Source organism: Actinoplanes sp. NPDC049668, assembly GCF_044465445.1.
Lineage (GTDB): Bacteria > Actinomycetota > Actinomycetes > Mycobacteriales > Micromonosporaceae > Actinoplanes.
The window spans coordinates 734,982-756,884 of the sequence record NZ_JBITLR010000004.1; the positions used below are offsets into that span (position 1 = coordinate 734,982).

Here is a 21,903-nt window from a genome sequence, read left to right on the forward strand (position 1 = left end):
GGATCCGCCCCGGCGCCGTGGAACGGCGATCGTTAGGGCCGATCGGCCCTAACGGCGCCGGCGATCTTCGGCGATCTTGGGTGGATGCGCGCAGCCGTTGTGACGGGTTTCGACCGGCCGGTCGAGGTCCGGGAGGTGCCCCTGCCCGAGCCCGGTCCCGGGCAGGTCCGGGTGCGGATCGAGGCGTGCGGGCTGTGCCACACCGACGTGCACGCGGCCCGCGGCGACTGGCCGGTCCGGCCGCAGCCGCCGTTCGTGCCCGGCCACGAGGGCGTCGGCGTCGTCGAGAAGGCGGGCGCGGGCGTCACCCGGCACGCCGTCGGCGACCGGGTGGCGATCCCCTGGCTGGAGCGCGCCTGCGGCGTCTGCGAGTACTGCGTCACCGGCTGGGAGACGATCTGTGCCCGGCAGCTCGACACCGGCTACGCGGTCGACGGCGGCCACGCCGAGTTCGCCGTGGCCGGCGCCCGGTACGTCGTGGGCGTTCCGGACGGCCTCGACCCCGCCGAGGCGGCACCGTTGACCTGCGCCGGGGTCACCGGCTACCGGGCGGTCCTGGCCGGCGGCGTCGGCCGGGGCGACCGGGTGGCGGTTTTCGGCATCGACGGCACCGGCCACCTGGCCCTGCAGTACGCCGGGATCCTCGGCGGCGAGTGCGTCGCGGTCGACGTCACCGAGGAGAACCTGGTCCTGGCCAAGGGGCTCGGCGCGGCACACGTCGTCAACGCCGCCGAGACCGACCCGATCTCCGCGATCGGGGCGCTCGGCGGCGCCGATGTCGCCGTCGTCCTCGCACCCGGCCCGCGGGCCGCCGAGCAGGCGCACGCCTCGCTGCGCCGCGGCGGCCGGCTGGTCCTGGCGTCGCCGCCGGGCGACGACGGCATGCCGGTCTTCCAGCCGGTGCTCAAGGACGTCCGGGTGTTCGGCTCGATCGTCGGCACCCGCGCCGACCTGGTGGAGGTCTTCCGGCTGCACGCCGCCGGGCGCGCCCGGGTGCGCTACGAGACCCGCCCGCTGGACCGCGTCAACGAGTCCATCGAGGACCTGCTGGCCGGCCGGGTGCCCGCGAGCCTGGTGCTGCTGCCCTGAACCCGGCAACCCGCCGGTTCAGTGTGGGTGTTCGCCGAGCAGGCGGGTGGCCAGGACCGCGGCCTGGGTGCGCCGTTCCAGGCCGAGTTTGGCGAGCAGGCTGGAGACGTAGTTCTTGACGGTCTTCTCGGCCAGGAACATCCGGCCGGCGATCTCCCGGTTGGTGAGCCCTTCGGCGACGTATTCGAGGATCTTGCGTTCCTGTTCGGTGAGTGAGGCCAGCTCGCGGGGCTGCTCGACGCCGTTGCGGATGCGTTCCAGTACCCGTTGGGTGACGGCCGGGTCGAGTAGCGACTGTCCGGCGGCGACCCGGCGGACGGCGTCGACCAGGTCGGTGCCGCGGATCTGTTTGAGGACGTATCCGGAGGCGCCGGCCATGATGGCGGCGAAGAGCGCCTCGTCGTCCTCGTACGAGGTGAGGATCAGGCCCTTGATCGTGGAGTCGACGGCCCGGATGTCGCGGCAGACGTCGATGCCGTTGCCGTCGGGTAGCCGGGCGTCGAGCACGGCCACGTCGGGGCGCAGCGCGGGGATGCGCCGGGCGGCCTCCTGTGCCGAGCCGGACTCGCCGACCACCTCGATGTCCCCGTCGGCCTGTAGCAGGTCGAGCAGGCCACGGCGGACCACCTCGTGGTCGTCGAGAAGAAAGACCCGGATCATGCGTTCCTTTCTACTGCCGGGGGCCCGGCGTTCCAAGGGCCGAAGGTCCCGGAGTACTCCTGCAGGTCGATGCACCGTGACCACCGGTATCGCCGGACCGGGCCCGCGGGCTAGCCTGACCATCATGGTCGCAGGAGCGGACGGAGGGAGCACCGACAACCAGCCGTCCCTCGGGTTGACGCCGTTGTCGCGGGTGCGCCTGGACGAGCTGCTGCAGGAGATGCTCGACCGGGTCGGCGAGGTGGTGACCAGCCGGGAACGACTGCGCGCCCTGCTCGACGCCGTCGTCGGCATCGGCACCGACCTCGACCTGCGCAGCACCCTGCAGCGCATCGTCGAGTCGGCGTGCGCGCTGGTCGGCGCCCGCTACGGCGCGCTCGGCGTGATCGGCGCCAACCGCACTGAGCTGTCCGACTTCATCACCCACGGCATGGACCCCGCCATCCACGCGAAGATCGGCGACCTGCCGCACGGCCGCGGCGTCCTCGGCCTGCTGATCACCGACCCCCATCCGGTACGCCTGCCGGACATCAACAAGCACCCCGCCTCGTACGGTTTCCCGCCGCACCACCCGCCGATGCACAGCTTCCTCGGCGTGCCCGTACGCACCCGCGACCAGATCTTCGGCAACCTCTACCTGTCCGAGAAGCAGGGCGCCGACGAGTTCAGCGAGGACGACGAACAGATCGTCGTGGCCCTGGCCGCCGCGGCGGGCGTCGCCATCGACAACGCCCGGCTGTTCACCCTCGCCCGGCGCCGGGAACGCTGGCTCGCCGCGACCGCCGAGATCACCGGGGTGCTGCTGGGCACCGTGCGGCGCACCGAGGCGCTGCGGCTGATCGCCCGCCGGGCCCGCGAGGTCGCCGACGCCGAACTGGTCATGGTGATGCTCTACGACGAGCAGAACTCGCGTTACACGATCGAGGTCGTCGACGGCACCGACCCGGACTACGAGGCGCTGGAGGGCAAGCTGATCCCGGTCGACACCGCGCGCGCGGCGGAGTTCGGCCGGGAGAAGTACCGGGCGGTGGAGAACCTACGTGCGGCGACGGAGTGGCCCGGGCCGGTGCCGGACAGCCCGGCGCTGGCGGCGCCGCTGGCCGGCTCCAACACCCTGCACGGCGTCCTGATCGTCACGCCGCGGGCCGGCCAGCACCCCACCGACGAGGACGCCATGCTGCTGTCCGCGTTCGCCGGGCAGGCCGCGCTCGCCCTGGAGCGGGCGCGCGCGCAGGACGAGCGCGAGCAGCTCGTCGTCCTGGAGGACCGCGAACGGATCGCCCGGGACCTGCACGACGTCGTCATCCAGCGGCTGTTCGCCACCGGCATGCAGCTGCAGGGAGCGATCGCGCACGCCGGGCGGCCCGAGGCGATCAAGCGGGTCAACGCCGCCGTCGACGACCTGGACGCGACCATCCGCGACATCCGGCGCTCGATCTTCGAGCTCCGCGCGCCGGTGGGCCCCTCGCTGCGCCTCGAGCTGCGCGACGCGGTCGGCGCCGCCGCCGGGCCGCTCGGCTTCCGGCCTGTCCTGGACACCTCCGGGCCGGTCGACAGCGCGATCCCGGACGACATAGTCCCGGAGCTGCTCGCGGTCCTGCGCGAGGCGCTGGCCAACGTCGCCCGGCACGCCGGCGCCGAGAGCGTGCGGGTGTCGGTGCGTGCCGCGGACGACGAGGTCGTCCTGCAGGTCGAGGACGACGGGGTGGGCATGGACCCGGCGCTGGCCCGCGGCGGCGTGGTCAACATGGGCGAGCGCGCACACGACCTGGGCGGCTCGTTCGAGGCCGGCTCCGGCCCCGGCGGCAAGGGCACGACGGTCACCTGGCGGGTGCCGCTCGCCGGCTGACCGCCCCTGTCTCCTCCTGCTCGCTCCCCGATTCGTCTGCGGTGAACGCTCAAATCCGGATATCATCGGATATTGGCCGCTCGGACGCGACGGGATCGTCGGCGCGACGCCACCGCCCGCCCGCGATGACGCGGACGCCGGGCCGGCTGGGAAACCTCAGAGGTGCAGACATCGACCGAGGAGGACGTAATGACAACCACCAGCCGGCATGCGGCCCACCTCGAACAGGTCGAGGCGCCTGGCCACATGCTCACCAAGGCCGCCGCCCGGGCACTCGCCATTCTCCGGATCTCCGTCGGCTTCGTGTTCCTGTGGGCCTTCCTGGACAAGATGTTCGGCTTCGGCTACTCCACCCCGACCGAACGGGCCTGGATCAACGGCGGTTCGCCGACCAACGGCTTCCTGTCCAGCGTCGACATCGGACCGTTGCAGGGCTTCTACAACGACATCGCCGGACAGACCTGGGCCGACTGGGGCTTCATGCTCGGCATGCTCGCCATCGGATCGGCCATGGTCCTCGGCATCGGCCTGCGGATCGCGGCCTGCGCCGCCACCGCGATGATGGCCATGATGTGGATCGCCGAATGGCCGCTCGCCCAGCAGAACAGCGCCGGCGAGCCGAGCGGATCGACCAACCCGATCGTCGACTACCACGTCGTCTACGCGGTCAGCGCCGTCGTCGTGGCGCTCACCTACGCCGGGCACACCTGGGGCCTGGGCCGTCAGTGGGTGAAGCTGCCCTTCGTGCAGAAGCACCGCTGGCTCATCTGAGCTCTTGACCACGCCCGGCCGATCACCCGGCCGGGCGGCTCATTGCTCGAGCTGATCGACGATCCGCCGCCGGAGCGCCGGGTCGACCCTGCGGTCCCGCATGGACCTGCGCAGCAGGCCGAGGTCGCCGCCGTGCCGGCGCAGGTGCGCGATCAACGGCAGGTAACGGTCGGGGCGATCCCGGACCAGCTCGGAGACCAACCGCAGCTCGAGACGGACCGCGGGGACGAGGCGGCCCTCCACCGCGACGTCGACGTAGTGCCGCCACGGGCCGCTACCCATGCACTCGATCGTGTCGGTGTCGACCGGCCGCTCGACGGTGCTGAAGCCGACGTCGATCTCCCCGACCGCGAAGCGGGCGTAATACTGGCCGGGATCGGGGAGCCAGACCGGCGCGGTGAGACAGGGAAACCCGGCCAGGGCCGCGACGAACAGGTCCACATCGGATCGCCGCGCCACCAGGATGTCGATGTCGCCGGCCGGCAGCCGGACGCCCTGCGCCAGCGCGGCGCCGGTGCCGACCAGCCGGTATCGCGGCACCGGCCCGTCCGGCCCGGCGCGCCGCAGGACCAGCGACAGCGTCCGGAACAGCTCGGCCCGGTCGCGCAACGGCCTTACCGCGCCACCCGGATCCATCGGCCGATCGTGTCACCGGGGTACGACACTTCCCGGCGCGCGACCGTCAGCCGGCGGTGACGCGGTAGACGGCGCCCGCGAGGTCGTCGCTCACGTACAGGGCGCCGTCGGGGCCCTGCACGGCCATGACCGGCCGGCCCCAGCGCGAGCCGTCCTTGCCCTGGAACCCGGTGAGCAGCGTCTGCTGCGCGCCGAGGGTGCCGTCGCGCCAGGCGAAGAACGACACCTCCGGCGCCCGGGGCGGGTTGCGGTTCCACGAGCCGTGCACGCCGACCAGGGCGCCCGGCCCGTACCCGCCGGCCAGCCCGGGCGAGGTGGCGAAGCTGAGCCCCAGCGGCGCCGAGTGCGCGCCCATGCCCTGCTCGACCGGCGGCAGCGCGGCGCAGGCGAGCTTGCCGCCGTCGGCGTTGGTCTGCAGGTCCCGCACGAACGGCCGCCGGGTGTAGCTCAGCGGCGAGTCCTTCTCGCCCGGCTTGAGGTCCGGGTCCGGGTTGCAGTACGGCCAGCCGAGGTCGCGCCCCTGCTCCAGCCGGGCCAGCGGCTCGAACGGGTGGTCGTTCACGTAGGGCTGCATGACCTGGCCCCGGTCCGAGCCGCCGTCGCCGTCGTAGTCGCCGTCGTGCGGGTACGCGATGTTGTCCCGGTGGTTGACCGCGGTCCACACGGCGCCGTCGGGATCTACCGCCAGCCCGGTGCCGTTGCGCACGCCGCGCGCGAAGACCGTCGGCTTTCCGCCGCCGGCGGTCGCCCGCAGGATGGTGGCCCGCTCCGGGTCCGCGTCCCGGTCTTTCTCCGAGATGTTGCCGGTCGAGCCGATCGAGACGTAGAGCTCGCCGTCCGCGCCGACCGCCACGCTCTTGAGCGCGTGCGAGTAGGCGCCGCGCAGCTCCGGGCTCCGCTCGTCGGGTAGCCCGTCCACCACGACCCGCTTGCCGGACACCGCACCGGCCCGGTACGCGAAGGCGTCCACCCGGTCGCTCTCGGCCACGTAGAGCGTGTCGCCGTCGAAGGCCAGCCCGTGCGGCTGGTGCAGCCCGCCCACCAGGGTGCGCTGGGTCGGCGCGGCGTCGCCCGCTCCGGGTACCAGCTCGACGACGTCGCCGAACGCGGGCCGCGACACCAGCAGCCGCCGGTCCGGCGTCCAGGCCAGCAGCCGGGCCTTGGGCACCCGGGCCCACACGGTGACCGTCCAGCCGGGCGGTGCCTGCAGGCGGCGGGCCCGGTCGAACGGCTCCGCGCCGGTGCCGGCGAGCGGGCGCACCTGCGTGGCGGCCAGCGCCGGCACCCCGGCGACGGCCGAGGACGGCACCGAGGTGCCCGGCGGGGTGCCGGCCGGCGGTCGTGCGGCCGGCCGGTCGGCGGAGCACGCGGCCAGCGTGAGCGCGAGGCCGCCGGCCACCGCGGCACGCGCGATCATCTTCATCGCTGCATCTGTACGCACTAATCCGCCGCTTGGCAACCCGCGCTCGTCCTACGGTGTGTCGATGCCGGGTATGCGGGTGACGATGACGAGCGAACCGGCCCGGCCGGGCCGGGTCAACGAGGACTTCGCCGGCGCCGTACCGGCGGCGGCGGTGCTGGTCGACGGCGCCGGCATCCCCGGCGCCGAGTCGATCTGCCGGCACGGCGTCGCCTGGTACGCCGGCCGGCTCGGCGGCAGCCTGCTCGGCCTCCTGTCGACCGGCCCGGAGCGCGCCCTCCCGGCGCTGCTCGCCGACGCCATCGTGCGGGTGACGGACGAGCACCGGGACACCTGCGACGTCGCCGACCCGATCAGCCCGTCGGCGGCCGTCGCCGTGCTGCGCCTGTCCGCCGGCCGCGTCGATCACCTGGTGCTCGGCGACGCGGTCCTCGTGCTCGACCGCGCGGACGCGGCGCCGCTGGTCGTCACCGACCACCGCGAGGCGGACATCGCCCGGTCGTACCTGCCCGCGCTCGCGGCCGCCGCCGGGGACGGCGACGACTACCGGCGGATACTGGGGGAGTTGCGCGCCAACCGGAACTCCCCAGGCGGCTTCTGGGTGGCCAAGGACGACCCGGGAGCGGCGGACCAGGCGGTAACCGGGAGCACCCCGATCGCCGGGCTGACCGGTGCAGTCCTGCTCAGCAACGGCGCGAGCCGCATCGCGGACCGGTTCGGCGCGGCCGGCTGGCCGGAGGTCCTGGCCGTGCTGGCGTCGAGCGGACCCGCCGAGATCATCCGCCGGGTCCGGCGCGTGGAGGCACGCCACGCGGTGACCCCGGACGACGCGACGATCGCGCACTGCACCGACCTCGACGAGACCTGACCGCCGACCCGGGTACGCCGGCTCACACCGGCGCCGCGCCGGCCATCACGTCGCCCGGCCGCCGGGCCAGCGTCCGCCGCCGGAGCCAGCCGAAGTAGGCGGCGAGCGCGACGTAGAGCGCCGCGAAGACCGCGGCCGCGGTCTTTTCGTGCCGCGGGGCGGGCCCGAAAATCATCGCCGCGACGAGCAGGGCCGCGTAGCCGATCAGCACGGCGGCGATGGCGCTGTCGGTGCCGGCCCACCGGTTGGCCGCATCCGCCGCACCCCGCCGCGCCTGCGTGGTCAGCTCCCACACCAGTACGACGGTGGCCGCCGTCGTGAGGAGCAGGTGCGGAGCCGCGAGCCAGGGATCGGCGGACACGTACCCGATTCTGGTCATCTGGACCGTCGGCGACGGGGAGAAGGGCACTCGCGTTTGACGGTCGCCGGGCCCGGGAAATGCCGGTGCCATGCCGGACGAGAAGCACAGGATCCCGAACGAGGACGAGAAAGAGCGCTGGGATCGGAATTTCGCCGATCTGCTGCAGGAGCTGCGGGTGGCGCAGACCGGCGTCCAGATCTTCTTCGCATTCCTGCTGACCATGCCGTTCAGCGCCGGCTTTCCGCAGACCACCGCCGTACAGAAGGATGTGTACATTGTGGCGCTGCTGTCCGCGGCGGTGTCCACCGCGATGATCATCTCCCCGGTGGCGTTCCACCGGGCGCTGTTCCGGCAGGGCCGCAAGCCCGAACTCGTCCGGTACGCGCACCGGATGGCCACCGGCGGGCTCGCGTTCCTGCTGGTCTCGATGGTCAGCAGCATCTTCCTGATCGTCGACTTCCTGCTGAGCCGCCCGATGGCGATCGTGCTGAGCATCTTCGCGGCGCTGGTCTTCCTCGTCTTCTGGGCTGGCATCCCCTGGTACCGGCGCAACTGGATCGACGAGGACGCCGAGCAGGAGTGACCTCCACCCCGGCGTGGCGGGAGACGCCGGCCGGCATCTCCCGCCACCGCGGTGTGCGCTACACGGCCAGGATGGCCAGGACCTGGTTCAGCAGGTCGGCGAGCTGAGCCAGCGGGAACGGCAGGCCGCCGTCGAGCAGGCCGACGATCGCGCAGAGCAGGTTGCCGAGCAGATTGCCGGGACCGGGGTACGCCGTGATGTCGAGGACCACGGTGTTGAGGTGAACCACCAGGCCGAGCAGGTTCAGATCCAGCGGGCCGAGCACCAGGTGCAGGATGTTGCAGGCCGGCGGCAGGGCGCTGTCGGCGCTGGAGCCCGGCAGCTGCACCGGCAGGGTGACCGCCTCGTCCGCGGTGCCGACGACGTCGCCGGCCGAGTCCGTCAGCACCGCGTGCAGGGTGCCGACGGCGACCAGCTTGTCGTCCTGGACGGCGAACTCGGTCGGGCTGAACGTGCCGGTGACCTGTCCGATGCCTCCCACCGCATCGGTGAAGGTGCCCTCGACGGCGGAGGTCATCTCGCCCTCGGCGGCGGCGTTCTGGGCTGCGGGTTGCTGAGCGGGTGCGGCGGCGGCAGGCGCCGCCGCGATCGCGCCGGCGGTGGTCAGTGCCAGCGCGCCGGCCAGCAACACCTTCGGGATGGTCGTCAGTCGCATGTGGTTCCCTTCCATCGATGAACGTCGTAGCGCCACCGGTGCCCGAGCGAAGACCTGCAAAACCGACGATCAGCTCGTGTGGAATACATATGGTGCAAAGTTGATCAATATAGGGCGGATGCCGCCGTTCCGACCTGCCCTTTCGTGGGTCGTCCTCGACTCGATACGTGGACCCGAAACCCAGCCGTCCCACATGGTGATATTCCGTCAAGGCCCGTCGGGGCATGCCGACATGTGACGTACCTCGCTGGAACCGGCCGGGTGCGCCTATTGGAAGGCACGGATGATGTCTGCTCGCCGACGCCGGGAACTGCGGCAATCGACCATCAACAAGGCCGCCATCGGAACGCTGGTTCTCATCACCGGGCTGCTTGTCCTCGCCGTCACGCTGGTGACCTCGGCGGTCGGCGCCGAGAAGCAGGCCTTCGAGCGGCAGGCGAGGCTCAAGGCGCTGGGGATCCAGTTGCAGGCCGCCTCGGACCACCTCACCGACGAGGCCCGCCTGTACTCGGTGTCGGGCGACCGCGCCCACCTGACCAATTACTGGGACGAGATCACGGTGACAAAGACGCGGGACAACGTGCTCGCGCAGCTCAAGGAGCTCGGCGCCACCGCGGACGAGTTCGCGCTCATCGACCAGGCCAAGGCCAACTCCGACGCGCTGGTCAAGACCGAGTCGCGCTCACAGCGGCTGATGCTGGAGGCCGCCGGTGCGGCCGAGTCCGACATGCCGCCGGCGATCGCGCAGACCGGGCTCTCCGCCGCCGACGCGGCGCGCGGCCCGGCCGCCAAGCGCGAGGTGGCCCGGAGGATCATGTTCGACGCCGACTACGCCGCCAACAAGGCGATCATCACCGGGCCGATCGAGAAGTTCCAGCACATGCTCAACGAGCGGTCGGCGCGGGCGGTCGCCGACGCCACCGCCAAGACCGGCGCCTCGGTCGCGCTGCTGATCGTGCTCGCCGTCGTGCTGCCGCTGGCGATGGGCGGGGTGCTGTATCTGCTGCAGTCGAAGGTCGGCCGCGTCATCGTGGCGTACACCGAGGCGCTGCGGGTGCGCGACCCCGACGACCTCACCTTCCGGCTCACACCGGCCGGCACCCGGGAGCTGTCCGGCCTGGCCGAGATCCTCAACGAGGAGCTGGCGAGCAAGCTCGTGCTCGTGCACGGCGTCGCCGCCAGCGTCAACGCGCTCGCCTCGGCCTCGCACGAGCTGTCGATCACCGGCGAGCTGGTGGCCGACAACGCCGAGCGGGCCAGCGCGCAGGTCGGCGTCGTGAACGCGGCCGCCGACGACGTCGCCGGCCATGTGCAGAGCGTCTCGGCCGCGTCCGAGGAGATGGGCATGTCGATCCGCGAGATCGCCGAGAACGCCAACGACGTCGCGCAGGTCGGTACCGACGCCGTGGTGCTCGCCGAGGCCACGAACAAGACCATCACCAAGCTCGGCGAGTCGTCGCGGGAGATCGGCGACGTGATCAAGGTGATCACCGCGATCGCGCAGCAGACCAACCTGCTGGCCCTCAACGCCACCATCGAGGCCGCCCGCGCCGGCGACGCGGGCAAGGGCTTCGCGGTGGTCGCCGGCGAGGTCAAGGACCTCGCGCAGGAGACCGCCAAGGCGACCGAGGACATCTCGCTGCGGATCACGACCATCCAGGACGACACCCAGGGCGCGGTCGCGGCGATCGCGGAGATCACCCACGTCATCGACAAGATCAACGAATATCAGACGATCATCGCCAGCGCGGTCGAGGAGCAGACCGCGACCACCAACGAGATCAACCGCAGCGTGTCCGAGGCCGCCTCCGGATCGGGCGAGATCGCCGCCAACCTCGCCGGAGTCTCCCAGGCCGCGCAGGGCGTCGCGGACGGCATCGCCGAGGCCAAGCGCGCGACGGCCGAGCTGGCCCGGATGGGCTCCGGCCTGCAGTCGATGATCGAGCGCTACCGCTACTGAGTGCCGGTACCGGGCACCGTCGCGGAACGGCGACGGTGCCCGGCTCAGTGCCGGATGCCGGCGAGGGCGAAGAACTCGGCCCTGGTCGCGGCGTGTTCGCGGTGCAGGCCGCGCAGCGCCGACGTGACGGTCCTCGTGCCGGCGGCCCGGATGCCGCGCAGCGACATGCACATGTGCTCGGCCTCCAGCACGACCGCGACGCCCCTGGCGTGCAGGCTGCTCTGCAGGCAGTCGGCGATCTGCTGGGTCAGCCGCTCCTGCACCTGCAGCCCGCGCGAGAAGTGCTCGACGACCCGGGCGAGCTTCGACAGCCCGACGATGCGGTCGGCGGGCAGGTAGCCCACGTGCGCCACGCCGTGGAACGGCAGCAGGTGGTGCTCGCACAGCGAGCGGAACGGCACCTCGCGGACCAGGACGAGCTCGTCGTACCGGTCGTCGTTGGGGAAGGTGGTCAGGGTGAACGGCCCGCTGGTGAGCAGCTCGGCGTAGGCGGCGGCGACCCGCCTGGGCGTGTCCGCCAGGTGCTCGGAGCCGATGTCCTGCCCGAGGGCCCGCAGCAGGGCCCGCACGGCGTCGGCGGCCGCCTCGACGTCCACCGGCACCGCGTCGTGGACCAGCCGCAGCTGCGGCGCCCGGGCGACGCTGTCGTGGTGGTCCTCGAGGGACCAGGCGGTGCTTGTCATGGTTGCTCTCCGTGTCGTCGGTCAGCGGCGGTCGGTCGCGAGGCCCGTCGCCAGGCGGGCCAGGGCGAGCGCGCCGAGCAGCAGCCCGAAGTCCCGTAGCGCGACGTCGTAGTAGTCGCCGAGGACCAGCAGGTTGACGATGATGCCGCCGAGCCAGGCGGCGACCAGGTAGCCGCCGAACCGCGGCATGACGGCGACCACGATGCCCGCGACGATCTCGATCACGCCGACCGCGAGCATCGCCTGGTGCGCCGAGCCGGGCACGAGCCGGTCGAACGCGGGCGCGAGGTAGCCCTCCCAGTCGGTGAGCAGGCCGGCGAACTTGTCCAGGCCGAACAGGATCGGCGCGACGGTGAACCCGATGCGGAGTATCCAGAAGGCCTGGAGCACCGGATCCCGCCGGATCTGCTCGGTGGCACCGGCCGAGAGGCCGGGGTCGATGCGGGCCATGGCGAGCTCCTTTCTAACGGAAAGTTTTACTGACGTTAGAAGGCGCGACGGGATTTCGTCAAGGTGTGTGTCCGTTAGAATGGGTGCCGTGACCGACGACTTCGTGGCCGACGTGACCAGCGTCGCGGCCCTCAGCGAGCCGGTGCGCCGCCGGCTGTACCGCTACGTGGTCTCCCGGGACGCGCCGGTCAGCCGGGAGGACGCCGCCGCGGGCACCGGGGTCGCGCACCACGTGGCCAAGTTCAACCTCGACCGGCTCGTCGCCGACGGACTACTGGAGGTCCAGTACAGCCGCCCGCCCGGTCGCGGCGGACCCGGCGCGGGCCGGCCCGCCAAGCTGTACCGCCGCGCGGGCCGGGACATCGCGGTGACCCTGCCCGGGCGCCGCTACCACCTCGCCGGCCAGGTGATGGCCGAGGCGATCACCGCCGCCGGCCGGGCGGGCGTCCCGCTCGCCGAGGCCCTGACCGCGGCGGCGAGAACGACCGGCCGCCGCCTCGGCGAGGCGGCCGGCGGCCCGCGGCGGCCGCCGGCGGAGCGGGTCACGGAGATCCTGGAACGCCACGGCTACGAGCCGCGCCCGGCGAACCACGAGATCGTCCTCGCCAACTGCCCCTTCCACAGCCTCGCCGCCGAGTACCCGGAACTGGTCTGCGGCATCAACCTCGACCTCGTCGGCGGCGTCCTCGACGCGGTCGGCGCCGGCGACCTGTGCGCCCGGCTCGACCCGGCGCCCGGCCGCTGCTGCGTCACCATCGCGAGCTCATTGCCGGCGCGTGCCTGATTCCTCGCCCTTGTCGGGCGGGCGCACGTTGTTGAGCACGGTCTGGCCCTGTTGATCGACGAAGCGGGTGAACAGGTGCTGCGCGAACCCGAACACGAGCGCCCAGGACAGGATCTGCGCGGGCGTGTCGAGGGCGCTGAGTCCGGGAATGAACTGGCCCCGGATGAGCAGCACGCCGAGAAACGCCGTGATCGCGCCCGTCGGCAGCTTCAGCAGGGTGAGCAGAACGGGCAGGTTGAGCGACTCCGAGGAGCCGCGGAAGCCACCGATCGCGGCGGCGGCCGCGATGGCGGCGGCGCTCAGCCCGATCAGCTCGACGGTGAGGTGGTCCCAGGGCTTGGCGGCCTGCTCGACTCGTTCGTTGAGCTCGGGACCGGGCTGCTGATCGGCGGGCAGCCGGTCCGAGTAGGCGGTGGGGCAGACCACCACGCTCTCGCCGGACTCGAGGGCGGGCTGGAAGCACAACGGCACCCGGGTCGGGTACAACCACCCCAGCGCGGCGATGCCGATGGCCAGCAGCATCAGGCCGATGACGGCGGCCACCAGAACGTTGCGGAAGCTGCGCAGCCGAAGCTGCTCGCGGAGCGCCTCCGAGCTCGCGCCCCGCACGATGGTGACGATCTTGCGGCGCTCGCTCTCGATGATCTCGTCGGCCTCTTCCAGGTCGATCGGCCGGACGGGCCTGTCGACCCGGGCGTGATCCGGGTCCTTCGCGCCGAGCCGCTGCGCGATGCGCTCGAACTCCTGCCGGCGCGGGTCGCTCGGCCGCAGATGCCGCTGCACGTGGTTGAGCAGGCCCGGCATCTGCCCGAGCAGGTACGCCGGCTGGGCGAATCCCAGCAGATTGGCCTCGGCGGCGTCGAGGTTGCTCATCGCTCGCTGGATGGACGGCGCGACGTGGAACGGCCTTCCCATTGGCTTGATCCTCAGGGCCGCCTCCCTGGCGGCCCGAAGGTGCACCGGGACGGCGTCCATGAGCGCCTCGTACTGGGAGTCCGAGCAGTGCCTGCACATCCACGCGGTCAGCGTTTCCAGTTCGGCGGCCCGCGTCAGCGTCCCTTCGCGCCACACGCCGGACGTCGGCCCGCCGATCTCGCCGACGGCGGGGATGGCGGGGATGTCGAGAGGGCTGAGCCTTGCGGCCAAGTCAGTCATTTCGCTGCCTCCTGGGCACGACTCCGGGAGTCGTCACCAGAAATGACGGCCTTGGCGCGGCCCTGATGTGTGCCGCCCGAGTCGGAAGCCGGACAGCACCGCCGGTCAGCGGGTGGCCGCGTCGGCGAGGATGTTGCCGAGCCTCGCCCGGCATTCGGCGACGAAGGCGGGATAGGTGTCGCGGTAGTAGGAGACCCCGCTGACGCCCACCGCGACCGCCCACGCCCGGGCCCGGTCCCAGGTGTGCTCGTCGAGGTCCGCGGCGTCCCAGTACGCCCGCCGCGCCGCCGCCGGCAGGTCCCAGACGGTGGCGTGCTCGGCGTCCGGTGCGCCGACGGAGAGCGCCCCGAAGTCGATGACGGCCCGCAACCGCCCCTGCGCCACCAGCAGGTTGGTCGGCTTGAGATCGCCGTGCAGCCAGACGTGTGGCCCCGCGGGCTCGGGCAGCGCGACGGCGTCGCGCCAGAGCCGTTCCAGGGTGTCGACGTCGAGGCCCGCGTCGGCGGCGGCCCGGCAGTCCGCGAACGCGGCGCTGATCCACTCGTCGCAGGCCTTCAGGTCGCCGCCGCGGTACCAGCTCAGCTCGCCGGCGCGGCTCGCGCCCATGAGGTCGAGGCCGTGCAGCTCCCGCACGAACGCGGCCAGCTCGGTGCCGAGGGCGGCCCAGTCGCGCACGGTGTCCGGCCCCGGCTCGGCGCCGTCGATCCAGCGGAATATCGACCAGGGCACCGGAAACGCGGCGCCGGGCCTACCGGCGTGCACCGGCTCCGGGATCCGGTACGTCAGCAGCGGCGCCAGCCGGGGCAGCCAGGCCTGCTCCTTGCGCAGCGACGACGCCTTGGCCGCGGTCCGCGGCAGCCGCACGAGCAGCTCGTCCCCGAGCCGGTACATGACGTTCTCGGTGCCCGCGCCCGCCGGCGACAGCGGCAGCGCGGCCAGGTCGGGGCGCTGGTCGGCCAGCAGCGACCGGACCACGGCCTCGTCGATCGGGATCTCGCCCTCGTGCAGCATCACACCCGGCATCCTGCCGCCCGCGGGCCGCCGGTACGAGCCGATTTCCGGTACGCCGTCAGGCGATCGACCGGGCCAGCTCGGTTACCCGGCGCAGGTGTCCGGCCCTGGCCGCCGCCCAGTCGCCGGTCCCGGTGCCGGCGCTGGTGATCCGGCCGCCGAGGACGTGCAGCTCGGCGGACTCGGCGCGGGCGCCGATGCGGTCCTCCAGCATGGTGGTTCGCATGGCCGCGTAACACCCCGACGCCTCGAGCTCCGCGACGCTGTATCCGGCCGTGCACACGATCAGCGCCCGCCGCGCCGGCCGCACGCTCATCGGCTGGTACGCGAAACCCACCGTCCACACCCGGTCGAACCAGCCCTTCAACAGCGCGGGGCAGTCGGCCCACCAGACCGGATAGATGAACGCCCAGACATCCGCGGCGCCGAGCCGGGCGTGCTCGGCCGCGACGTCGTCCGGCAGCGGCGCCCCGGCCCGGTAGGCGGATTCGCGCTCGTACTCCTGCGCGCTGAGCTCGCCGCGGAACCCCATCGCGTACAGGTCGGACAGCGTGCTGGTGTGGCCCGCGTCGCGGAGCCCGCCGGTGAACGCGTCGAGCACCTCGCGGGTGAAGCTCGTCGCGCTCGGGTGGGCGTACACGATGTGAACCTGCGCCATGTTTTAAGGCTCTCTTATGAATGGCCGGGCTACGGTCCTGCCGTCAGTGGCCCGACGAGCCGATCGAGGTACTCATGCTGCCAGTCATGGTCGCCGCAATGGACGCCGGACGGCGTCCGCGGCGGGAGCGCACGATCGACCGGCTGGCCGGGCGGAAGCTGGAGTACGTGCGGCTCGGCCACGCCATCGTCCTGAGTTTCTCGGGCGGGCTGCAGGTGCTGATCGAGTCACCGGCCCGCCTGACCGGGCCGGGCGGCCGGTTCGACGTCGAGCCGGGCGAGAATCCCTCGGACGTCCTCGCGATGCTGCTCGGCGACGTCGTCCGGGCGGCGCGCGCGACGAAGGCCGGCGAGCTGCGGATCGCCTTCGGTGGCGGGTCGGAGCTGTCGGTCGGCGTCGACGTCGACTTCGAGTCCTGGGCGGTCGCCGGCCCGGCCGGCTTCCTGATCGTGTGCCTGGCCGGCGGCGAGCTGGCCGTCTGGGGCGAGGCCCGGCCGGCGCGCGACTGACCTACCCGACCGGCGATGACGCGTGCAGCACGTGGTCGAGCAGCTCCGCGATGGCGTGCTCGTCCACTGTGGTCGCCGGGTCCCGCTCGTACTGCTCGATCGCCTGCCGGACGGCCGTGAGCCGGGGGCGCCGGGCGAGCGCCCACCGCGCGGCCCGCGGCTTGGAGCAGTGCGCGTTCTCGACCGCGAAGTGCCAGATGCGGCAGGCGGTGAGGACCATGAAGGCGGCGTGCGCGGCGTCGTCGGTCAGCGATCGCCAGGTCAGCAGCCAGTGCCGGCCACGGTCGACGACCCAGTCGGTGGGCACGGGCCCGATCACCTCACCCGGCGCGGCGCCCCAGAGGGTACGCCCGTCGGCGCGCGCCATGGACAGCTCGGCGAGCAGGTCCGGGGCCGCCACGCGGCGTTCGATCTCGAGTCCGGTGCGGTGGCGGCCGACGTACAGCTCCAGGGCGGGCGCCCGGACCGGCGCGGCGGCGGACTCGGACGTCACCACATGCAGGTCGATGGCGGCCGCGCCGCCGGCGTCCGCCTGACGTACCAGGCGCTCGACGGCCGCCGCCCGCGCGTCGGTGAGGCCGCCGTCGACGACGGCGAGCAGGTCGATGTCGCTGCGGCCGGGCCGGAATCCGCCGGCGGACAGGGAGCCGTGCAGGATCACCGACCGGAGCGGGTCGCCGGCGATGCCGGCGACGGAACGGGCGAGCGACTCCGCGGCGGCCATGGCGCTGGACACCCGTCACAGGCTACCGGCCCCGGCTTGGAAAAGTGATATCACTTTGCTAGTGTCGAGACATCAATCGACACGAAGGAGCCCCACGTTGACGGACCACCTCGATCTGCCGGCGCCTCAGGTACGCGAGCGCATCGCCCGGGGCGCCTCGGGCTGGCCGGCCCTGGCCGTGGGCGCCCTGGTGATCGTCCTCGGCGGCGTCTCCTGCGTCGTCGGCGCGCTGCGGCAGGACCCCGCGGCCCGCTGGAGCCTCGTCGTCCTCGGCCTCGTGCTCGTGCTGGCCGCCTCGATCGCCCTGGCCGGCCTCACCCCGGTCGCGCCGGGCGAGGCCCGCGTCCTTCAGCTGCTCGGCCGCTACACCGGGACCGTGCGCACCGACGGACTCCGCTGGGTCAACCCGCTCACCGCCCGGCGCCGGGTGTCCACCCGCATCCGCAACCACGAGACCGACGTGCTCAAGGTCAACGACGCCGACGGCAACCCCATCGAGATCGCCGCCGTCGTCGTCTGGCAGGTCGAGGACACCGCCCGCGCCGTCTTCGAGGTCGACGACTTCATCGAGTTCGTCGCCATCCAGACCGAGACCGCCGTCCGGCACATCGCCAACAGCTACCCGTACGACTCGCACGACACCACCGCGATGTCCCTGCGCGACAACGCCGACGAGATCACCGCCCGGCTGTCGGAGGAGATCGGCGTGCGGGTCGCCGCCGCCGGCGTGAAGATCATCGAGTCCCGGCTGACCCGCCTCGCCTACTCGCCCGAGATCGCGCACGCCATGCTGCGCCGGCAGCAGGCGAACGCCATCGTCGCGGCCCGCACCCGCATCGTCGAGGGCGCGGTGGGCATGGTGGAGATGGCCCTGGTCCGCCTCGCCGAGAACGACGTCGTCGACCTCGACGAGGAGCGCAAGGCCGCCATGGTCAGCAACCTGCTGGTCGTCCTCTGCGGCGACCGGGACGCCCAGCCCGTGGTCAACACGGGAACCCTCTACTCATAGGCGCACATGGCCACCGAGCGAAAGAAGCTGCTCCTGCGGCTCGACCCCGCCGTGCACGACGCGCTCGCGCGCTGGGCCGCGGACGAGCTCCGCAGCACGAACGCGCAGATCGAGTACCTCCTGCGCACGGCCCTCGCCGACGCCGCCCGCCTGCCCGGCGGGGTCGGCCGGATGCGCCGACCCGGCAGACCACCCTCCACGCCCGAGCCGGAAGAGGAATGACATGGCGGTACCCGACAGCCTTCCGCAGCGCATCTACCTGCTGGCCTACAACCCGGACAAGGGCCGGGTGGGCATGGGCACCAACCTCGGCGCCATGCTCCGCGCGGCGGCCCTCGCCGACCTCTACCTCGCCGGCCGCCTCATCGACGAGCACGGCCGCGCCGCCGTCGTCCGGCGGCCCGGCCACGATCCCGTGCTGGAGGCGCTCGTCGAGGAGATCGCCGGCTCCCGGCCGCGCAAGTGGCAGCACTGGGTCGGCCGCCGTCACCGCGCCGCCGTCGGCGCCGTACGCCGGCAGCTCGGTGACAACGGCTGGGTCCGCCTCCAGCCACACCGGATCCTCGGGCTGTTCCCCACGACCAGGGTGACCATCCGCGACCCCCGCGTACGCAAGGAGCTCCTCGGCCGGGTCCGCGCCGCGCTGAAGGACCCCATCGGCCGGGTCGACCCCGCCGACGCCGCGCTCGTCGCCATCGTCACCGCGGGCGACCTCAGACTCGTCCTCGACCGCCGGGCCCGGCGCGCCGGCAAGCGGCGCATCCAGGAACTCACGGACCTCAGCGCGCCGATCGGCACCGCGCTGCGCAGATCGATCCAGGAGGCCGCGGCCGGTGGGGGCTGAGCAGTGGCATCCTGAGGTCATGCCAAGCGTGTACGAGGCCGCCGGCGCCGCCGAGGGCATGCTCCTGCTGGCCGGTGCCTGGCATCGGCGGGTGATGGACGACGAGGTCGTAGGCCACGCGTTCAGCCACGGCTTCCACCCGCGGCACACCGAGCGCCTCGCCGCGTACTGGGGAGAGGCCCTCGGCGGGCCGGCCACCTACACGGAGCGCTACGGCGACGAGACCTCGGTCGTGCGGATGCACAGCGGCAACGGCGCGCACGAGGAGATGGACCGCCGCGCGATCGCCTGCTTCGACCGGGCCCTGGTCGACGCGGGCCTCTCGGCGGAGCCACTGCGCGGCGTGCTGCACGACTACTTCGCCTGGGCGACCATGACGACGATGGCCCGCTATCCGGATTCGGCCGACGACGTCCCCGCGGGCCTGAGCATCCCGCGCTGGAGCTGGGACGGCCCGGTCACACCATGACCGGGTGCCGCGGCTCGTAGAGGCCGAGCTCGCTGCCGCCGGGCAGCCGCAGCGCGGTGCGCACACCCCAGCGCTCCTCGGTGACCGCGGTGCACTCGACGCCCTTGGCGGACAGCTCCGCCATGGTCGCCGCGAGGTCGTCGCACATGAGGTAGAGCTCGTGCGCCGGCTCGCCGTCGGCCGGGTGCATCGCGAGCTCGGCCGGCGGCAGCCGGAAGATCAGCCAGCCGTGGCCGGCGTCGACGTGCGGGTAGCCGAGCGTGTCCCGGAAGAAGTCCCGGTCGGCCTCCGCGTCGCGGCTGTAGATGATCACGTGCGCGCCATTGATCATTCACCGACCATAACGCCGGGCACCGACGCCTGACCGAAGACCGCGACATCGGCGTGAGCCGTGTCGACGGCTGGATCGACTCGGCCCGCAAAGATCTCAGGACCGAGACGAGCCGGCGATCCGCGGCATGCCCACAGTGTGAAACGCGAGGGCGAAAGCGTGATTTCAAGGGCGGGGCGTGGTCCGATTTCGGGACGGGGCGGTCCGCGCGTGGCATCGCCCGGCACGAAGGGATCTGCGCGATGGCAAAGGTCATCTCCTCGCTGTTCGTCTCCGCGGACGGCGTGGCCGAGGTCGACCCCGACTGGCACTTCCCGTACTTCGACGAGAACATGGGCCGCGCCGTCGCGGAGGACTACGACGCCGCCGACGTGCTGCTCCTCGGCCGGGAGACCTATGACAGCTTCGCCGGTGCGTGGCCCGGCCGGGAGGCGGCGGGCGGTGACGACGCGCCGTTCGCCAAGCGGATCGGCGACGCGCGCAAGGTGGTCGCGTCCCGCCAGGCGCTGGAGTTCTCCTGGCGCAACTCCGAACTGATCAAGGGCGAGCTCGTCGAGGCCGTCGCCGCGCTCAAGGCCGACGCCGGGATCAAGGGCGTCCTCGTCTGCGGCTCGATCTCGGTGGTGCAGCAGCTGTTCGCCGCCGGGCTGGTCGACGAGCTGCGCCTGCTGGTCCACCCGGTGGCCGCGCGCAAGGGCCGCCGGCTGTTCGACGACGGCGACGTGCCGTACCACCTGAAGGTGACCGCGACCGAGGTGTTCCCGACGGGCGTGATCCGCGTGATCTACGCGCCGGTCGTGACGCCCGCCAAGGTCGGCTACGAGGAGATCACCGAGCTGGTGCCCGACGCGAAGTAGCGACGTAGGCCGGTTGGCGACGATCGATTACGGTCATCGAGATGGTGAGCTTCCCGGTCGACGATGTCGTCCCCGTCGTCGAGGTGTTGCCGACGCGGCCGCTCGGCGAGCTCTTCGCCGGCGCGCTGACCGTCGGCGGGGACCCGGCGCGGCCGGTGCTCGCGCCGGACGGCGTGGATCCGCTGTTGAGCGCGGTCGGCCGGGCGTTCGCCGAGCACCGCCCGCTCGTGCTGTCCCCGGACGCGGTGTGGCTGACCATCGCCCGGGGCGTCGCCCAGCATGTTCACCTGCACGCCGAGGAGCTGCGGCCGCGGCTCGTCTCGCATGCCGACCGCAAGCGGCTCGAGGTCGACCACCTCGGCCCGATGCCGGCGGACGCCGAGTCGTGGCGCGGCTTCGTGAACTCGTTCGGCAAGCTGCTCGCCCACGAGGTCGCCGATGCCGGGCTGTTCGCGTGCGACTTCTCCACCAGCACCGACGTCGAGCGCGTCGCGGGGCAGATCGTCCTGCTGGACGTGTACTCGCCGTACTTCTCGCTCTGGCTCACCTGCGTGTGCGGCATCCCCTCGATCACCCTCACGGGCACCGTCGACGACTGGCGCAGGATCCGCGAGCGGGTCGACGCGCTGCCTGCGTTCGGGCTGGAGCGCTGGTGCCGGTCGCTCGCGCCGATCGCCGACCAGTTCGTGCGGGCCGCGGCGGGCGACGTGGACACCGCGTTCTGGCGGCGCATCTACAACCCGGCGGACGCGTACGGCGGTGACGTGATCACCGGCTGGGCGGCGCGGCTGTACCCGTACCTCAAGGGTGACGGCGCCGTCGACCGGCCGAATCCGTTGCTGAAGCTGCCGATCGACGAGCCCCGCGACCTGACGACGTCCGGCCGCATGGGCTACGACGGTCCCGGCGTGCGCAGCGACGCCGTCCCGGCCACGCTCTCCCGGGTGATCGTGAACGTCGCCGACCAGGCTGCGGGACGCCACCGAACGGTCGCCCTGCACGCCGGCCTGGTCGCCGTCGCACAGGACGGCGACGGCGCGCTCGCGCCGATCGCCGGGTGGCAGCTGAGCCGGGCGGAGCCGCAGATCGACGACGTGATCGACCGGATCCTCCGCGATCATCAAGCCACGCCGCCCGACGCCGGCGCGCGCATGTTCTTCGCCGACGCCGACCTCGCCGCGCTGTACCGGCGGATCGGATCGGCGACCCTGCTCGACGGCGCGTGGCGGGTTCGGCCGGTCGCCGACCATGTCCACACGTTCCGCGGCGACGCCGGCCCGAGCATCGTCACGGTCATCGACCTGCCCGACGGCCGCAGCGTCGGCGCGGCCGCCGACGACGAGACGGAGACGATGCACTGGCTCGTCTGCCGGGTCGAGACGAACGCCGACGCCGACGACCCGCTCACCGTCCTGCTCGACCACCCCGCCGACGTCCCGGTCTACGGCACCTCGCTGGCCAGGTTGCTCACCGCCGCCCTCGACAACGGCGGAGACATCGGCCATCTCGAAACGGGCCGGCTCGACGACCTGGACTGAGTCCGCGATCGTACGGGATCGCCCGCACC

The 21,903-nt window shown here is 72.6% G+C and carries 26 protein-coding genes; 14 read left to right on the plus strand and 12 right to left on the minus strand.

Annotation, left to right across the window (positions count from 1 at the left end; all coding sequences use genetic code 11):
* Window positions 1–84 precede the first annotated feature (84 nt).
* Window positions 85–1,089 (plus strand): zinc-dependent alcohol dehydrogenase, encoded by a 1,005-nt coding sequence (locus ACIBSW_RS20720; protein ID WP_354729281.1) that lies wholly within the window; start codon window positions 85–87, stop codon window positions 1,087–1,089.
* 18 nt (window positions 1,090–1,107) lie between these two features.
* On the opposite strand, the gene ACIBSW_RS20725 is transcribed toward ACIBSW_RS20720, so the two are convergent.
* Window positions 1,108–1,749 carry a response regulator transcription factor gene (locus ACIBSW_RS20725; protein WP_354729283.1) on the minus strand — a complete coding sequence of 214 codons (642 nt, stop codon included), beginning with the start codon at window positions 1,747–1,749 and terminating at the stop codon, window positions 1,108–1,110.
* Between the two features lie 124 nt (window positions 1,750–1,873).
* Here ACIBSW_RS20725 and ACIBSW_RS20730 point away from each other — a divergent pair, with 124 nt between their 5' ends.
* Together ACIBSW_RS20730 and ACIBSW_RS20735 are read left to right on the plus strand one after the other, a co-directional pair.
* Window positions 1,874–3,598 carry a GAF domain-containing sensor histidine kinase gene (locus ACIBSW_RS20730; protein ID WP_354729285.1) on the plus strand — a complete coding sequence of 575 codons (1,725 nt, stop codon included), beginning with the start codon at window positions 1,874–1,876 and terminating at the stop codon, window positions 3,596–3,598.
* A gap of 189 nt (window positions 3,599–3,787) precedes the next feature.
* The gene (locus ACIBSW_RS20735; RefSeq protein WP_354729287.1) at window positions 3,788–4,369 is read left to right on the plus strand and encodes a hypothetical protein; all 582 of its coding nucleotides are present in this window, start codon (window positions 3,788–3,790) and stop codon (window positions 4,367–4,369) included.
* A 39-nt stretch (window positions 4,370–4,408) separates the two neighbouring features.
* On the opposite strand, the gene ACIBSW_RS20740 is transcribed toward ACIBSW_RS20735, so the two are convergent.
* Complete coding sequence (locus ACIBSW_RS20740) at window positions 4,409–5,005, minus strand: hypothetical protein (protein ID WP_354729289.1); 597 nt, start codon at window positions 5,003–5,005, stop codon at window positions 4,409–4,411.
* A gap of 46 nt (window positions 5,006–5,051) precedes the next feature.
* On the minus strand, window positions 5,052–6,428 hold the full coding sequence (locus tag ACIBSW_RS20745; protein WP_354729291.1) for a gluconolaconase: 1,377 nt from the start codon (window positions 6,426–6,428) through the stop codon (window positions 5,052–5,054).
* Between the two features lie 61 nt (window positions 6,429–6,489).
* Between ACIBSW_RS20745 and ACIBSW_RS20750 the strand changes: the two genes are divergently transcribed.
* Window positions 6,490–7,293, plus strand: coding sequence for a hypothetical protein (locus ACIBSW_RS20750; RefSeq protein ID WP_404799402.1), 804 nt, complete (start codon window positions 6,490–6,492; stop codon window positions 7,291–7,293).
* A gap of 22 nt (window positions 7,294–7,315) precedes the next feature.
* On the opposite strand, the gene ACIBSW_RS20755 is transcribed toward ACIBSW_RS20750, so the two are convergent.
* The gene (locus ACIBSW_RS20755) at window positions 7,316–7,654 is read right to left on the minus strand and encodes a hypothetical protein (protein ID WP_354729295.1); all 339 of its coding nucleotides are present in this window, start codon (window positions 7,652–7,654) and stop codon (window positions 7,316–7,318) included.
* An 88-nt stretch (window positions 7,655–7,742) separates the two neighbouring features.
* Here ACIBSW_RS20755 and ACIBSW_RS20760 point away from each other — a divergent pair, with 88 nt between their 5' ends.
* A complete protein-coding gene (locus ACIBSW_RS20760) occupies window positions 7,743–8,237 on the plus strand; it encodes a DUF6328 family protein (RefSeq protein WP_354729297.1) in 495 nt (164 codons plus the stop codon).
* 58 nt (window positions 8,238–8,295) lie between these two features.
* Here the strand turns inward: ACIBSW_RS20760 and ACIBSW_RS20765 are convergent, their stop codons facing one another.
* Window positions 8,296–8,892: a hypothetical protein gene (locus tag ACIBSW_RS20765; RefSeq protein ID WP_354729299.1), complete on the minus strand. Its 597-nt coding sequence runs from the start codon at window positions 8,890–8,892 to the stop codon at window positions 8,296–8,298.
* A 286-nt stretch (window positions 8,893–9,178) separates the two neighbouring features.
* Here ACIBSW_RS20765 and ACIBSW_RS20770 point away from each other — a divergent pair, with 286 nt between their 5' ends.
* A complete protein-coding gene (locus tag ACIBSW_RS20770) occupies window positions 9,179–10,852 on the plus strand; it encodes a methyl-accepting chemotaxis protein (RefSeq protein WP_354729301.1) in 1,674 nt (557 codons plus the stop codon).
* Between the two features lie 44 nt (window positions 10,853–10,896).
* Here ACIBSW_RS20770 and folE read toward each other — a convergent pair whose 3' ends face one another.
* Together folE and ACIBSW_RS20780 are read right to left on the minus strand one after the other, a co-directional pair.
* Window positions 10,897–11,535: a GTP cyclohydrolase I FolE gene (gene folE / locus ACIBSW_RS20775; protein WP_354729303.1), complete on the minus strand. Its 639-nt coding sequence runs from the start codon at window positions 11,533–11,535 to the stop codon at window positions 10,897–10,899.
* A gap of 21 nt (window positions 11,536–11,556) precedes the next feature.
* Window positions 11,557–11,985: a hypothetical protein gene (locus ACIBSW_RS20780; RefSeq protein ID WP_354729305.1), complete on the minus strand. Its 429-nt coding sequence runs from the start codon at window positions 11,983–11,985 to the stop codon at window positions 11,557–11,559.
* 88 nt (window positions 11,986–12,073) lie between these two features.
* Between ACIBSW_RS20780 and ACIBSW_RS20785 the strand changes: the two genes are divergently transcribed.
* Complete coding sequence (locus ACIBSW_RS20785; RefSeq protein WP_354729307.1) at window positions 12,074–12,769, plus strand: helix-turn-helix domain-containing protein; 696 nt, start codon at window positions 12,074–12,076, stop codon at window positions 12,767–12,769.
* On the opposite strand, the gene ACIBSW_RS20790 is transcribed toward ACIBSW_RS20785, so the two are convergent.
* The 3 genes from ACIBSW_RS20790 to ACIBSW_RS20800 all read right to left on the minus strand — a co-directional run bounded on the left by ACIBSW_RS20790 (window position 12,749) and on the right by ACIBSW_RS20800 (window position 15,593).
* A complete protein-coding gene (locus ACIBSW_RS20790; RefSeq protein ID WP_354729309.1) occupies window positions 12,749–13,924 on the minus strand; it encodes a hypothetical protein in 1,176 nt (391 codons plus the stop codon). The two genes, ACIBSW_RS20785 and ACIBSW_RS20790, sit on opposite strands and share 21 nt — an antisense overlap.
* 105 nt (window positions 13,925–14,029) lie before the next feature.
* Window positions 14,030–14,935 (minus strand): aminoglycoside phosphotransferase family protein, encoded by a 906-nt coding sequence (locus ACIBSW_RS20795; protein WP_354729319.1) that lies wholly within the window; start codon window positions 14,933–14,935, stop codon window positions 14,030–14,032.
* A 58-nt stretch (window positions 14,936–14,993) separates the two neighbouring features.
* Window positions 14,994–15,593 carry an NAD(P)H-dependent oxidoreductase gene (locus ACIBSW_RS20800; RefSeq protein ID WP_354729311.1) on the minus strand — a complete coding sequence of 200 codons (600 nt, stop codon included), beginning with the start codon at window positions 15,591–15,593 and terminating at the stop codon, window positions 14,994–14,996.
* Window positions 15,594–15,679: 86 nt separating this feature from the next.
* On the opposite strand from ACIBSW_RS20800, the gene ACIBSW_RS20805 reads away from it, so the two are divergent.
* The gene (locus tag ACIBSW_RS20805; protein WP_354729313.1) at window positions 15,680–16,102 is read left to right on the plus strand and encodes a DUF6188 family protein; all 423 of its coding nucleotides are present in this window, start codon (window positions 15,680–15,682) and stop codon (window positions 16,100–16,102) included.
* A gap of 1 nt (window position 16,103) precedes the next feature.
* On the opposite strand, the gene ACIBSW_RS20810 is transcribed toward ACIBSW_RS20805, so the two are convergent.
* Window positions 16,104–16,838 (minus strand): aminoglycoside adenylyltransferase domain-containing protein, encoded by a 735-nt coding sequence (locus tag ACIBSW_RS20810; protein WP_404799403.1) that lies wholly within the window; start codon window positions 16,836–16,838, stop codon window positions 16,104–16,106.
* 85 nt (window positions 16,839–16,923) lie between these two features.
* On the opposite strand from ACIBSW_RS20810, the gene ACIBSW_RS20815 reads away from it, so the two are divergent.
* From ACIBSW_RS20815 to ACIBSW_RS20830, 4 genes are read left to right on the plus strand one after another with little or no spacing between them, the layout of a single operon-like run.
* The gene (locus tag ACIBSW_RS20815) at window positions 16,924–17,835 is read left to right on the plus strand and encodes an SPFH domain-containing protein (RefSeq protein WP_404799404.1); all 912 of its coding nucleotides are present in this window, start codon (window positions 16,924–16,926) and stop codon (window positions 17,833–17,835) included.
* Window positions 17,836–17,841: 6 nt separating this feature from the next.
* On the plus strand, window positions 17,842–18,057 hold the full coding sequence (locus ACIBSW_RS20820; RefSeq protein ID WP_354727023.1) for a hypothetical protein: 216 nt from the start codon (window positions 17,842–17,844) through the stop codon (window positions 18,055–18,057).
* A gap of 1 nt (window position 18,058) precedes the next feature.
* Entirely contained in the window at window positions 18,059–18,679 is a 621-nt protein-coding gene (locus ACIBSW_RS20825; RefSeq protein ID WP_354727025.1) for a GPP34 family phosphoprotein, read from the plus strand.
* Between the two features lie 19 nt (window positions 18,680–18,698).
* Window positions 18,699–19,148, plus strand: coding sequence for a group II truncated hemoglobin (locus ACIBSW_RS20830; protein ID WP_354727027.1), 450 nt, complete (start codon window positions 18,699–18,701; stop codon window positions 19,146–19,148).
* Here the strand turns inward: ACIBSW_RS20830 and ACIBSW_RS20835 are convergent.
* Entirely contained in the window at window positions 19,138–19,479 is a 342-nt protein-coding gene (locus ACIBSW_RS20835) for an extradiol dioxygenase (protein ID WP_354727029.1), read from the minus strand. The genes ACIBSW_RS20830 and ACIBSW_RS20835 overlap by 11 nt on opposite strands.
* Before the next feature lie 242 nt (window positions 19,480–19,721).
* Between ACIBSW_RS20835 and ACIBSW_RS20840 the strand changes: the two genes are divergently transcribed.
* Together ACIBSW_RS20840 and ACIBSW_RS20845 are read left to right on the plus strand one after the other, a co-directional pair.
* Window positions 19,722–20,336, plus strand: a complete 615-nt coding sequence (locus ACIBSW_RS20840; protein WP_354727031.1) for a dihydrofolate reductase family protein — start codon at window positions 19,722–19,724, stop codon at window positions 20,334–20,336.
* A gap of 41 nt (window positions 20,337–20,377) precedes the next feature.
* Window positions 20,378–21,874 carry a DUF4419 domain-containing protein gene (locus ACIBSW_RS20845; protein ID WP_354727033.1) on the plus strand — a complete coding sequence of 499 codons (1,497 nt, stop codon included), beginning with the start codon at window positions 20,378–20,380 and terminating at the stop codon, window positions 21,872–21,874.
* Window positions 21,875–21,903: the final 29 nt, after the last annotated feature.